This window comes from Motilimonas eburnea, assembly GCF_021295345.1.
GTDB classification, from domain to species: domain Bacteria; phylum Pseudomonadota; class Gammaproteobacteria; order Enterobacterales; family CBDFNC01; genus Motilimonas; species Motilimonas eburnea.
Genome location: NZ_JAIMJB010000001.1, coordinates 304,308 through 316,996 on the forward strand (window position 1 = coordinate 304,308; position 12,689 = coordinate 316,996).

The window sequence follows — 12,689 nt, forward strand, 5'->3', positions numbered from 1 at the left end:
AAACTCAACCCTAACAAGCCCTATTTAACATAGAATATTTGGAGGATTTATGGGTGTTTTTTCAAGAATTGCAGACATTATCAATGCCAACGTGACATCGATATTAGATAAAGCCGAAGATCCAGCGAAAATGATCCGATTGATCATTCAAGAAATGGAAGATACCTTGGTTGAAGTGCGCTCTACTTCAGCGCGCGTATTGGCTGAGAAAAAAGATTTAGGCCGCAAAATTGCTCGCATCGAAGCAACGCAGCAAGACTGGCAGGACAAAGCGGAATTGGCGCTACGCAAAGAGCGTGAAGATTTAGCCAAAGCTGCTTTGCTTGAAAAGCAAAAACTGAACGAATTAAAAGAGGCTTTAAATGAAGAGTTGGCTGCTAATGATGAAGCCTTAACTCGACTATCAGGTGAAATCACCCAGTTAGAGCAAAAGCTGCAAGAGACGCGTGCTAAGCAAAAAAGCATTGAACTGCGCCATCGCGCCGCCAATGGTCGATTGGATGTTAAAAAGCAACTCGATGGCCAGAAAGTGGCTCGCACCATGGAGCGATTTGATCAATTTGAGCGCCGCATTGATGAACTAAACAGCAAAGCCGATGCCTATGATATAGGTGCTAAACCTGAGTTAAAAGATGAGTTTGCCGAGCTTCAAGCGGATGATGAAATCAGCAAACAGCTGGCTGAGTTAAAAAAGAAAATCAATAACGCATAACCAAGTGGATCGTTAGGGGGTATTTATGTCTGGTTTTATGGTTTTTCCCATTGTTGTGTTTCTGGTTGTGGTCGCACCTTTGTGGTTAATTCTTCATTATCGCAGTAAAAAGCAATTGGGAGAGGGGCTCTCGGTGCAAGAAACCGCGCAACTGAATCAACTGGTGGAGCGGGCGGAGCAGTTACAAAAACGCGTGCGTACACTGGAATCCATCTTGGATGTTGAAGCACCCAATTGGAGGAATCAGGAATGAGCCAATCGACGAAATACCTCTATCGAGACCCTAAAGGCGGTAAAGTGGCGGGCGTGTGTAAAGGCTTAGCTGATTATTTCAACATGGAAGTATGGCTGGTCAGGATCATTGTGATAAGTGCCTTTTTATTCAGCTTTCCGTTAGCCGCTTTAGGTTATGGGGCCGCATGGCTGATGCTAGATAAAAAGCCTGAACACCTGGCTCAAGCGGAAACCGAGCAGCCTCAAGCTTGTAGCCATATTCACGTGAAGAGTAAGGTTTGGCAAAAAGGAGAGTTACCCAAACAAGCCTTAGCCGAAGTGTCCGTCATTCTGGATAAGTTAGAAGGTAAAATTAATCACATCGAAAAAGTAGTGACCTCGGCTTCTTTTAAAGTAAATCGAGAAATCAACCGCTTATAATCATGTCAGCGTATGACCAAGGGCCTAAGCGCACTTGGTCTTTTTTATGAGAGTCTCAGAATAATGGTATCCAAAGCGACATTTTCAAATTTACACCGTAGCGCTAAGGATTTAGTGGATCGCAGTTTAGACCGACATGTGCGTTTAGCAGTCACAGGATTAAGCCGTGCAGGAAAAACGGCGTTTATTACTGCGCTGGTGGATCATTTACTTCAAGGGCCGGTGCACCATCAATTACCATTATGGTCGGTGGCGCGAGATGGACGCTTCTTAGGGGCAAAAAAAGTGCCTCAAGCGCATTTTCATATCCCGAGCTTTAAGTTCGAACAAAATATAAACTCTCTTCGTGCGGATCAGCCTGTTTGGCCTGAGCCAACCGCGGGGGTGAGTGAAATACGTCTGAAAATTAAATATCGCCCTGATTCCTTGTTGTGGCGCAATCTTAGCCAAACAGCTGAGCTTACTTTAGATATTATCGACTACCCCGGTGAATGGTTACTGGATTTGCCCTTGTTACACATGAGCTATGAGCAATGGAGCGAGCAAATGGCGCAGTCTTTGACCCAGCCAGGGCGCGCTGAATTAGCTAAGAACTGGCTTAACCTAGGGGCGCAGTTAGATCTGCATGGTGCGTATGATGAATTACAAATTGCACAAATAAGCCAAGCCTACACACAATATTTACATGAATGTAAGGCACAATTAGGTTTACATCATATTCAACCTGGCCGGTTTGTGTTGCCAGGTGAGTTAGCGGGCGCGCCGTTATTGGCCTTTTTTCCTTATGTTTGGGGTGAAATTAATTCAGACCATGATAACAAAGACAGCGCCCTAAGCATGCTCAGCGCTCGCTTTGAGCAATATAAAGAGCATGTTGTTAAACGTTTTTATCAACAACATTTTGTTCATTTTGACCGCCAAATTGTGTTACTTGATTGTTTAACACCGCTAAATACGGGCAGGCAGAGCTTTGAAGATATGCAGACGGCCGTAGAGCAAATCATGCAAAGTTTCCAATATGGACAGTCGGGCTTTTTGAGACGATTGTTCGCCCCCAAAATAGACAGAATCGTTTTTGCTGCCAGTAAGGCGGATCATGTGACTCCAGATCAACATGAAAACTTACTTGCCCTGGTGGATAAACTCGTCGTCAATGGCCAACGAGAAGTGGCTTTTTCTGGCATCGAAAGCCACTGTATTGCCCTTGCTGCAGTAAAAAGTACCCAAGTGGGTAACGTCAATTATCAAGGTAAGCCTCATGTTGCATTAACGGGCCGCCAATTGGATACATCTGAGCTGCTCAGCCTGTATCCGGGTGAAGTGCCCGCCGATTTACCCCAGGCGGCATTTTGGCAAAAGCAAGGCTTTGATTTTGTCAATTTTGCGCCTCCGGTTGTGGCGAGTAACCTGCCTTTGCCACATATTCGCATGGACTTGGCCATTGAGCACCTGTTAGGGGACAAATTGTTATGACCGACATGTCTAATTTAACACCCAAAAAAGTGTTTGATACACCCGATGACACCGGTTCGAGTGCGAGCATTAAATCTGCGCAAGTTTTTTCGTCTGATGAGTTTGTGGTCGATGAGCCCGAGTCACACACTGAAAGTTTACTTGATGAGGTTTTCGTTCCCACTCGGCCCAACTGGTGGCTCAGGTTTGGTCTATTTGGTCTTTCTGTTGGTGTGACCTGGGAAACGGTTAGCTGGCTGCAGGCCAGTTTGCTTAATCATCCGATGTTGGGGTTATTTTACACCGCAGTTAGTATTTGTTTGGTCGTCGCTTTGCTTAAATTATTGTGGAGTGAAGTGAGTAAGCTAAACCGGCTCAGGCTCAATAAACAGTTACAAAATCAGGCCCAATTGTTGGATCCGCAAGCCAGCGACGGCGCATTTAAATATTGCCAGCAGTTGGCCAAGGTGACAGGTCAACTTGAAAGCTTGGGTTATCAAAACTGGCAGGCACAGTTAAGTGACAGCCACAGTAATCAAGAGGTATTGGCGTTATACCGTCATCACGTCTTGGCGGCCCAAGATCAACAGGCCAAGGTTGCGGTGACCAAATGGTCAGGTGAAGCAGCACTATTGGTTGCCATCAGCCCATTGGCCTTAGTGGATATGCTGATTATTTTGTGGCGTAACACTAAGATGATCGAAGCCGTGGCCAAGGTTTACGGGATTGAGCTTGGCTATTTAAGTCGCTTAAAATTGTTCAAATTGGTGATTAGCAACATGATTTACGCGGCTGGTGCTGAAGTTGCGGCGGATTTAGGCACAGATATACTCGGTGCTGAAATGGCTGGAATCGTCTCAGCTAGAGCCGCACAAGGCGTGGCTGCGGGGCTGCTGACGGCGCGTTTGGGGTTTAAAGCCATGCAAATTTGCCGTCCTGTGCCTTGGCAAGAAAAAGAACGCCCTAAAGCAAAAGAGATCAGACTATCACTTATTTCGAAATTAAAGTCGGTGATCAAGGGATAGGATGAATTAACCTTGTTCCTTGAACCAGCATTCACTTTCAAAGGTCAATAGGCCCTAATATGAAGCGTTTAAGCCAGTTAAATTGTCAACCGTGTCAAGGTGACATGGCAGCGCTGCCAGAGCAGCAACAAGTGGCATTGATGGCGCAGTTACCTGATTGGCAACGAGGGGCTGAACAGGGAAAGCCGCGCTTGAGTCGGTTGTTTAGATTTAAAACCTATGCAGCGGCTGTGCATTTTACTGTGCAATTGGCCGAGTTATCCGAGCAGGCGGATCACCACCCCAAGATCACCTTAGAATGGGGCAGGGTCAACGTGGAGTGGTGGACCCACAGTCTGGATAACCTGCACCTCAATGACTTTGTGATGGCTGCACACACGGATCAGCTGTACCAAGGCCATTAAATTTAGCGATTGATTTTCTGACTCATGGCCGAGTATTTGCGTCTAGTATTAAACAAGGTGCAAATGATGGGTGAGGCGAGTCATGAAATTAGCAAGCTTGAATGATGGTTCTCGTTATGGCCGCTTGGTCGTGGTGAGCCAAGATTTACGCAGGGCTAAGTTTGTTGGTATTTTGGCACCCAATCTACCTGCTGCATTAGATGATTGGGACAGTGTCTCGCCGTTGCTGCACATGATATACCATGAGTTGAATCAAGGGCCCATCGCTGGCTCGTTTGAGTTGATGCTGGGCCAATGCATTGCGCCTTTGGCCTATGCTTTCGAGCATTACTTAGCGCTCAATTACCGCCCTTATATCGATTTAGTTAACGCTGCCTGTCAGCCGACCCTTGCTCCTGAGCCTGTACCTTTATTGGCATTACCCAGTTGTCAGCAGCACAATGCCAGTGCTGAAATCAGTATTCCTGATGCGACAACCTTGGACTTTTCTGCTTATTTATCTGTTATTTGCGGCCCTGTTTCACAACAAGCAAGCCAGCAGGAATGTGAGCAAAAGATACGTTTATTGGCTTTACATAACCAAATATACAGCCCTCAAAATCTGGTTGACGAGTTAAATTCAGGTTGGGGTATCAATCAAGGTTTCCATCAATTGATATCCGCACCTGTCTTAGTCACACCTGAAGAGCTTGGCGAAGCTTGGCAAGAGAGCATGATGAACTTATCGGTGATCACTAAATTTAATGGCAAGCCATTTGCTGCGTTAAACCCATGGCAAGATGCCCATTCCGACTTTGCGACCATCTTGACTCAATTGGTTTCAAGCCGCGCCTTATCAGCTGGAGCCATGTTAAGTATTGGCCCGATTATGAATCAAGCTCAGCTCAGTGGCCCAGCTAACCTTTGGAGTAAAGCCCAGTTAGCAAAAGAGCAAGGAGATTTTGTTGGGCTCAGATCAGGGGATAAGCTCGAGACTTATGTACAAGATGCTGCGGGTAGAAATCTCTTTGGTCGGATAAATGTAGTGGTAAATTAACATTTTATTAGTATTTTATGCTGAAGTTGGGTTTTGTTTCTTACTTTGCTCCTCACTGCTACTGTTTTCATTTATTATGGCTAAACAAACGGTTAAGATTCCTCTTTTAAGTTTAGGGCGGTGCCATTGGTTAAGCGGATTCGCCAATTTTTGTTGTTTTCCCTGCTACTTAGCTTTCTTGCTGCCTGCACCCTTGCGGGCTTAGATAGGTATGTTTCCTATGTGGCCAAAGATCGTGTCTATACCGATGTGAATGCCATTCCCCATCGGCCAGTGGCCATTATGTTAGGCACCAGTAAATACATAGGTAAACGTATTAACCCTTTTTATCCACCGAGGTTACAAGGGGCCGTTGCGTTGTTTGATAACGATAAGGTTCAAGCCATCATCGTCAGTGGTGATAATGCCACCCGTTATTATAACGAGCCCCAGACCATGGAAAACGATTTAGTGCGCGCTGGGGTACCAAGACGTTATGTAGTGAAAGACTATGCCGGCTTTCGCACCTTGGATTCGGTTGTTCGTGCTAAACGCATTTTTGGTCAAGATGCCATGACCATAGTCAGCCAAGGCTTTCACTGTGAACGGGCTATTTATATTGCTCGGTCCATGGATATTGATGCTCTTTGTTTAAGTGCAGACAATGCCAGTGGCTTGGCGGCGGTTAAAATTCGCTTACGCGAAGTACTGGCCAGAGCGAAAGCGGTATTAGACATCAATGTTCTCAATAAACAGCCCAAGTTTTTAGGTCAGCAAGAGCAGGTCATTCTCAAGGCGCCACCGCCGCGTAGCCCCTATGAAAACCCTTAGCTTGAATAGGCTTGATGATGCTGACGTTTTATTTGCCAAATAAGTTGCCATGTAATCGTAAGGCATGGCCGTCCGTCATCCCTGAGATATAATCAGCTATCACCCGATATCCGCTATGACCTTGCTCTGTGGCAGCCTGCCAGCGCGCTTTAGTGTCATTAGGCAGCAGTCGTTTAGGGTCGCCAGCAAAGGCTTCAAACAGCTCCATCACCACTTGTTGACCGCGATATTCCATTATTTGTAGTTCGGTTTTACTGATCACATAGTTAAAAACAAACTGCTTCAGTACATTGAGCACTTGCTCCATATCGGGCGTTAGCTGGGCATGATATTGCAGCAGGGGTTCATCAAAATGCAAATCAACCTGTGATACTCGCACCGAGGTGATTAATGCATTCACTAAAGCGCCAATCGCATCTTTACGCTCGAAGTGATGTTCAGAAAACAGTTTGTCGGTTAGGTTGTTGATGTCCTTAGATAACCAAAAACCGTCAATATCGGCCAACTTACATGCGACTTGCTCTTGCCAAAGCCGTTTATTGACGATCCCCATGGCAATGGCGTCTTCAAGATCATGAATGCCGTAGGCAAAGTCATCGGCCAACTCCATCAAAGAGCAATCGAGTGACTTAAAGCGCGTCTTTTTATGGGATGTTGGATCATCTTGAGGACGTGTCAGGCCCAATTGTTGGCGATCTGTCTTTGATATTGGCGCTAATACCCAATCGAGGATCCCTTTGTCATCATCATAAATGCCTTTTGCGGGTGTCCAATCACTGGCTTTTAATTGACGAAAATTGATCGGAGGCTCAGGCTCAAGCTCACTTCTTACTTGGCTGATCAGCGCGGGGTATTTCAGTAAGCCGAGCAAGGTTCGCCTCGCTAGGTTCATGCCGTTTTCTGGGGTATAGGGCTCAAGCTTGCTAACAATGCGTAAGGTTTGACCATTGCCCTCAAATCCGCCATGTTCACGCATCATATAGTTTAACGCGACTTCGCCACCATGACCGTAGGGTGGGTGGCCGATATCATGGCTCAGGCAAATGGCTTCAATTAAGCTGGTTGATGGCAATAAAGGGGCGATATCCGGCTGCTTTTGTTTCAGTTGAGCCACAATTCCCGTTCCAATTTGCGATACTTCAAGGGAATGGGTTAAGCGTGTGCGATAAAAGTCATTGGCCCCAGTGCTGAGCACTTGTGTTTTGGACTGCAGGCGGCGAAAAGCGGCGCTATGTAAGATCCGAGCGCGATCGCGTTGAAATGGGCTACGGTGATCATTGAGCCGCTGTTTATTGGTTTCACTGCCCAAGCGTTGTTGCCAGTCGGCCTGTATTATCGGATTGATCATGGATGTTGACTCTTTGCAATTCGTCACTTGCGTTATAAATCGGTGTCATCCTCGCTGATTTCATCGAGGGTGAGTTCAAAACTAGGCAAAAAATGCGTGATAAAGTAGTTCATCTCTGGCGTTTTTCGCTTTTCTATGCTGCTCTCTAGGCGTCGCTTTGCCAAGGTAAATTCATGATTCCCTGCGCTTAATTCCTCAAGGCATTTTATGTATGCACATAGAGTATCGGCATCTTTTACTAGCGACTTATACTCTTCATCCATGTGTTCGCTGTCGAGTAAAGGAATATAGCCAGCACGCAGCGGCGGCGGCAGCATGTGAAGTAATTTTTGTTCAGCAAAGCACTCAATTTTTTTATATTCTTTGGCAATATCGGGATTGAAGTATTTAACTGGGGTGGGCATATCACCGGTGATCACTTCACTTGCATCGTGATAAAGGGCTAATAAAGCCGCTTCGGCTGGGTTAACCTTGCCGCCATAAAGGGTATTTTTAATGAGCGCCAGTAAGTGTGTCACCATCGCTACTTGTTGGCTATGTTCGGCGACATTTTCTCGCTCGATGTTGCGCATCAGTGGCCAGCGTTGAATTAATTTCATTCGTGCCATGTGGGCAAAAAAATGGCTCATAAGGGCTCCTGTGATTCATTGGCAGGCTAGCAACAATGGCCAGCCTGCCAGATATTAGATCATTGTTTGTAGTGCTCTAAGAATCGTGCCATGCGACCAATCGCTGTCTCTAAGTCCACGACATTGGGTAAAAAGACCAGCCTAAAATGATCGGGTTTATGCCAGTTAAAGCCCGTGCCTTGAACCAGCAATATTTTTTCTTTAAGTAACAAATCTAAGGCGAATTGCTGGTCATCCTTGATATTAAATTTTTTCTGATCCAATTTTGGAAATAAGTACATGGCCCCATCGGGTTTGGTACAGGATACGCCAGGAATATCATTAATCAGTCGCCATGCTGTTTCACGCTGTTCGTATAAGCGTCCGCCGGGCACAATTAACTCGTTGATACTTTGATACCCACCCAAAGCGGTTTGCACCGCATGTTGCATCGGTACATTGGCGCATAGCCGCATGGAGGCAAGCATATCGAGGCCTGCAATATAATCATGGGCGTTGGATTTAGCGCCACTGATCATCATCCAGCCAACGCGAAAACCACAGACTCGGTAGGCTTTAGATAACCCATTGAAGGTAACGATAAGCAGATCATCGGCCAAGGTGCAAAGCGGAATGTGCTCAGCATCGTCGTAAATAATCTTGGAATAAATTTCGTCAGCAAAGATGATCAAGTTATGTTCACGGGCAATGGCGATCACTGCTTCGAGCAAAGGGCGACTATAAACGGCTCCCGTTGGATTATTCGGATTAATCAGCACGATGGCTTTAGTGCGCGGCGTGATTTTACGTTTGATATCTTCTAAATCAGGAAACCAGTTGGCATCTTCATCACAGATATAATGAACCGGGTGACCGCCAGCCAAGGTGACTGCCGCAGTCCAAAGGGGGTAATCGGGTGATGGCACAAGTAACTCGTCACCGTTATTGAGTAAGGCTTGCATCGCCATCACGATGAGCTCGCTGACACCGTTGCCCATGTAAATATCATCAACGTCCACGCCGCGCATGCCTTGTTGTTGATAAAACTGGACCACGGCTTTACGGGCAGAAAACAACCCTTTTGAATCACAATAACCTTGGCTTTGGGGTAAGTTCTGCAACACATCCATGACAATTTCATCGGGTGCCTCAAAACCAAACGGAGCGGGGTTGCCGATATTCAGTTTTAATACTTTATGACCTTCATCTTCAAGACGTTTGGCATGTTTAAGAACGGGGCCACGAATGTCATAGCAGACGTTATCTAATTTTTGCGATTTATTAATTAAGTTCATGATTGAGGCGCTCTGTTGCGTAACCTTATATAGACAAACCTGATACCCAATCAACCTGCATTAGCGTGCCTAGTATTGAAAACACGGTGGCGCTCTGAAACATGCATCTTTAAGTTGATTGGGTATATATGGTCAAACTACCTGATTCTGCAAGGAGAATAAACTGATAAACGAATTTATAGCCCACCATGCCTCATCAAGTTGATTGGGTATACAATACATAGAAGGACTAATCTTGGTTCACAATGGGGGCGCTAGCCGCGTAATCTCAAGTCGTTTTACAACAAGCATTAACTCGGACTGGGGTCATTGTGACTGGTTTTTAAATACAAACTCTCTTATTATTAATTTATTTCAACTTGGTTTAACTTAAGGCTAGGTTTTTTCACGTGATAGAAATTAAGCATCTTAATACCCTGGTAGCGTTACGTAGCTGCAACTCCTTAGTCGAAGCGGCCGAGCGCTTGTTTTTAACGCAATCAGCATTATCTCATCAGATTAAGGATCTTGAAGCGAAATTAAATGCTAAGTTATTTATCAGAAAAACCAGGCCAATTCGGTTTACGGTCGCAGGGCAGCGCTTGTTAAACCTAGCCGACGATATATTGCCCAGTATTGCCAGTGCTGAACGTGATATTAGCCGCTTAAATGCTGGCGAAGCAGGGCGTTTGCACATGGCGATTGAATGTCACTCTTGTTTTCAGTGGTTAATGCCTGCCATTGATAAATTTCGCGATAGCTGGCCAGAAGTCGAGCTGGATTTAAGCAGTGGCTTTAGTTTTGCACCTCTTCCCGCCCTTGCCAGAGGGGATTTAGATCTCGTGGTCACCTCCGATCCTCAGGAGATGACGGGCATCACTTATCACCCCTTGTTTAGTTATCAGCCTATGCTTGCCATTAGTCGTCACCATCCCTTAGCTAAAAAGGCTTACGTGTTGCCCGAGGATATCGCTTCACAAACCTTGATCACTTACCCTGTTGAAAGTGACCGCCTTGATATTTTTAATTTATTTCTAGATCCAGCAGGGGTATCACCAGCAGGGATACGCCAAGCTGACATGACCATCATGATGCTGCAATTGGTGGCCAGTGGCCGCGGTGTCGCCGCATTACCGAACTGGGCATTAACCGAATATTTAGAGCGGGACTACGTTTTGGCTAAGCCTTTGGGTGAAGGCGGTCTATGGAGCACCCTTTATGCAGCGGTGCGTGCCGAGCAAGCGGATCTGCCATTTATGCGTGATTTCTTGAGCACAGCCGTTAATTCAAGCTTTAATAACTTAAAAGGCATTAAACGCGTCACTTAGATGACTTGTTTGAATCACTTAGTTTGAGAGAAGCTGGGCTAAAGTGTGTCATCAAAGGGGGCTGAATAGGTCTTTCTATGCCATGAGAATAATTTAAAATAATTTATCCGCCACCAAGGCTGTGCTAAATAGCTGGCGTGTTGTTTTCTGATAAATCGGCACAATAAGCGATATGTTTTGGTATTAGCGATATAAGCAGGTCGCTCTGGCGCATTGGCTAGATGGTGCTGCCAAAGTTGTTCAATATTGGCCGTGGTCAGGTAGCATCCGTTGATCTGAGTTAGAGCAGGTAAAATCAACCAAGGGTAGGTATTTGCGGTGATAAAGTGGTCACCGTTGTGAAAAAGCTGCACAAAAAATACCCGTTGCTTCTCGCCCAATTGGCAGGCAAGTAAATAGCAGTTTGCTTGTTCGTTGATCCAACTAGCACAATGGGCAAGGTGCCTATCCCGCTTAAAAATAAACTGGGTGTCTTCAAAGAAATCGTGGTTTTGCGCCCAGCAATTAATCGCTTCAAAAGGGAAGTCCACGTGGCTAGCGACGAAATAACGCTCAGGCTGTTGTAATAATGGCTTGAGTAAGGTTTTGTGTAAGACAAAAGTTAACACGAAAACAATCAAGCATAATAAGGTAACAGAAATAACAATCCACATAGCCAGAGCCCAATCCATTGAGTCATCATTACATTGTAGCCTGATTGCACTGAGCCGAGATGCTCAACCTACCTTTATATACTTGCTATAACATGCATCTTTAAGTTGATTGAGTATCTATAGGGCCCGCCTCCCATTGTTAACTGACCGTCTCAGCATTAGGCGATTCATATTCCTTAGGGGTTAATGAGGTAGCGGCCGTCATTAACGGGATATAAAGTTCCGATGTGACGCCTCCCGACATGTTTTCTCTTATGACTAACTTGCCTTTATCCCCGAATAAACTGTTGATCCGATTTCTAATGTTATTGAGAGCTATGCCATTTCCTTTGGTATGACTGATGGAAAATCCGACGCCATTGTCCTTGATGGCCACACAAAGCTGGTCTCCAATCTTAGAAAACATGACTTTTATTTCACCACCTTCTTGACGTGGGCCGATGCCATGCTTGACGGCATTTTCAACTAAGGGTTGGATCAGCAGAGGGGGAAGGTAGGTGTCTTCAGGCAAGTGTTCACTTATTTCGATGTTAAACTCTAAGCGTTCTGCAAGGCGAATTTTTTGAATGGAAAGGTAAGAGCGAATGAAGGTGAGTTCATCACTGATGTGTATTTTATCTTGGCGTGTTTTAGTTAAACTTTGTCTGAGTAAGTCGGTTAAATTTGATAATAACTGGCTGGCAACATCGGGCTGATGGAAAATCATCGCTTGAATGTTGGCTAAGGTATTAAATAAAAAATGGGGCTCGATTTGGCTTTGCAACATTTTCAGTTGCGCTTCAACTAAGGCTTTCTCTTGATTTGCCTTTTGCAGCTGGGCTTCACTGAGCTTGTGCTGGATCATCACGGTGCGATCGCGGCTATGAAAGAAAAAGGTGGCCACAAACCCGATGGTTAAGGAGATGACTGCCGCTTTATAAACGCGATCGGTTAAAAAATTGGCCGATGGACCATAAAAACCGACAAGTAAAAAGTAAGTCAACAAGGAAGCTAATGCCATGCCCACGGAAACAATAATGGACGTTTTGAATACCCTGGATGCAAATGGATAGTAAGCATCAACTAGGATAGCAATAAAGATACATGAAAGGCTAAAGCTATGAGCTATCCCTAAACTAAGGGTGAAATTTGTACTAATTTCAGTGATGTACAGAATAATTGTAACGGTAAACGCAAGCAGGCTTGAGATAACTATGTCCGTTATCACGCCTTTAACTCGTAACTTCCCTGTTTTATTGTCAAGTCTAAACGACATAGGCTACGACCAAGTGAACTAAAAATAAAAAGCTTGATTATCGCGATTATAGGAGAAAAAGATAAGTGATAACCAATAGACAATATCTTTATATTATCAAGGATGCCCTAGGAGTGACAGCGAAATATTA

Annotated in this window: 14 protein-coding genes; 9 read left to right on the forward strand and 5 right to left on the reverse strand. The window is 45.2% G+C overall.

What is annotated here, in order from left to right; genetic code table 11:
• The first annotated feature begins 49 nt into the window (after positions 1-49).
• The 8 genes from pspA to K6Y21_RS01490 all read left to right on the forward strand — a co-directional run bounded on the left by pspA (position 50) and on the right by K6Y21_RS01490 (position 6,093).
• On the forward strand, positions 50-712 hold the full coding sequence (gene pspA, locus K6Y21_RS01455; protein ID WP_233069866.1) for a phage shock protein PspA: 663 nt from the start codon (positions 50-52) through the stop codon (positions 710-712).
• A gap of 25 nt (positions 713-737) precedes the next feature.
• Positions 738-965 carry an envelope stress response membrane protein PspB gene (pspB, locus tag K6Y21_RS01460; protein ID WP_233069868.1) on the forward strand — a complete coding sequence of 76 codons (228 nt, stop codon included), beginning with the start codon at positions 738-740 and terminating at the stop codon, positions 963-965.
• Positions 962-1,366 (forward strand): envelope stress response membrane protein PspC, encoded by a 405-nt coding sequence (gene pspC / locus K6Y21_RS01465; RefSeq protein WP_233069869.1) that lies wholly within the window; start codon positions 962-964, stop codon positions 1,364-1,366. The genes pspB and pspC overlap by 4 nt, the downstream gene beginning before the upstream one ends.
• Before the next feature lie 114 nt (positions 1,367-1,480).
• Positions 1,481-2,839: a YcjX family GTP-binding protein gene (locus K6Y21_RS01470; RefSeq protein WP_233069871.1), complete on the forward strand. Its 1,359-nt coding sequence runs from the start codon at positions 1,481-1,483 to the stop codon at positions 2,837-2,839.
• The gene (locus tag K6Y21_RS01475) at positions 2,836-3,843 is read left to right on the forward strand and encodes a YcjF family protein (protein WP_233069872.1); all 1,008 of its coding nucleotides are present in this window, start codon (positions 2,836-2,838) and stop codon (positions 3,841-3,843) included. The genes K6Y21_RS01470 and K6Y21_RS01475 overlap by 4 nt, the downstream gene beginning before the upstream one ends.
• A gap of 59 nt (positions 3,844-3,902) precedes the next feature.
• Positions 3,903-4,247 carry a 4a-hydroxytetrahydrobiopterin dehydratase gene (locus K6Y21_RS01480; RefSeq protein WP_233069873.1) on the forward strand — a complete coding sequence of 115 codons (345 nt, stop codon included), beginning with the start codon at positions 3,903-3,905 and terminating at the stop codon, positions 4,245-4,247.
• Positions 4,248-4,329: 82 nt separating this feature from the next.
• Positions 4,330-5,283, forward strand: a complete 954-nt coding sequence (locus K6Y21_RS01485; RefSeq protein ID WP_233069880.1) for a fumarylacetoacetate hydrolase family protein — start codon at positions 4,330-4,332, stop codon at positions 5,281-5,283.
• A gap of 126 nt (positions 5,284-5,409) precedes the next feature.
• Positions 5,410-6,093: a SanA/YdcF family protein gene (locus tag K6Y21_RS01490; protein ID WP_233069882.1), complete on the forward strand. Its 684-nt coding sequence runs from the start codon at positions 5,410-5,412 to the stop codon at positions 6,091-6,093.
• 28 nt (positions 6,094-6,121) lie between these two features.
• Here K6Y21_RS01490 and K6Y21_RS01495 read toward each other — a convergent pair whose 3' ends face one another.
• From K6Y21_RS01495 to K6Y21_RS01505, 3 genes are read right to left on the reverse strand one after another with little or no spacing between them, the layout of a single operon-like run.
• On the reverse strand, positions 6,122-7,429 hold the full coding sequence (locus K6Y21_RS01495) for an anti-phage deoxyguanosine triphosphatase (protein ID WP_233070004.1): 1,308 nt from the start codon (positions 7,427-7,429) through the stop codon (positions 6,122-6,124).
• 44 nt (positions 7,430-7,473) lie between these two features.
• Positions 7,474-8,070 carry a 5'-deoxynucleotidase gene (gene yfbR, locus K6Y21_RS01500; protein ID WP_233069883.1) on the reverse strand — a complete coding sequence of 199 codons (597 nt, stop codon included), beginning with the start codon at positions 8,068-8,070 and terminating at the stop codon, positions 7,474-7,476.
• Between the two features lie 59 nt (positions 8,071-8,129).
• Entirely contained in the window at positions 8,130-9,344 is a 1,215-nt protein-coding gene (locus K6Y21_RS01505) for a pyridoxal phosphate-dependent aminotransferase (protein WP_233069884.1), read from the reverse strand.
• Positions 9,345-9,733: 389 nt separating this feature from the next.
• On the opposite strand from K6Y21_RS01505, the gene K6Y21_RS01510 reads away from it, so the two are divergent.
• The gene (locus K6Y21_RS01510) at positions 9,734-10,651 is read left to right on the forward strand and encodes a LysR family transcriptional regulator (protein WP_233069887.1); all 918 of its coding nucleotides are present in this window, start codon (positions 9,734-9,736) and stop codon (positions 10,649-10,651) included.
• A 38-nt stretch (positions 10,652-10,689) separates the two neighbouring features.
• Here the strand turns inward: K6Y21_RS01510 and K6Y21_RS01515 are convergent, their stop codons facing one another.
• Both K6Y21_RS01515 and K6Y21_RS01520 read right to left on the reverse strand, forming a co-directional pair.
• The gene (locus tag K6Y21_RS01515; RefSeq protein WP_233069888.1) at positions 10,690-11,322 is read right to left on the reverse strand and encodes a hypothetical protein; all 633 of its coding nucleotides are present in this window, start codon (positions 11,320-11,322) and stop codon (positions 10,690-10,692) included.
• A 121-nt stretch (positions 11,323-11,443) separates the two neighbouring features.
• Positions 11,444-12,559, reverse strand: a complete 1,116-nt coding sequence (locus K6Y21_RS01520; RefSeq protein ID WP_233069889.1) for a sensor histidine kinase — start codon at positions 12,557-12,559, stop codon at positions 11,444-11,446.
• Positions 12,560-12,689 lie beyond the last annotated feature (130 nt).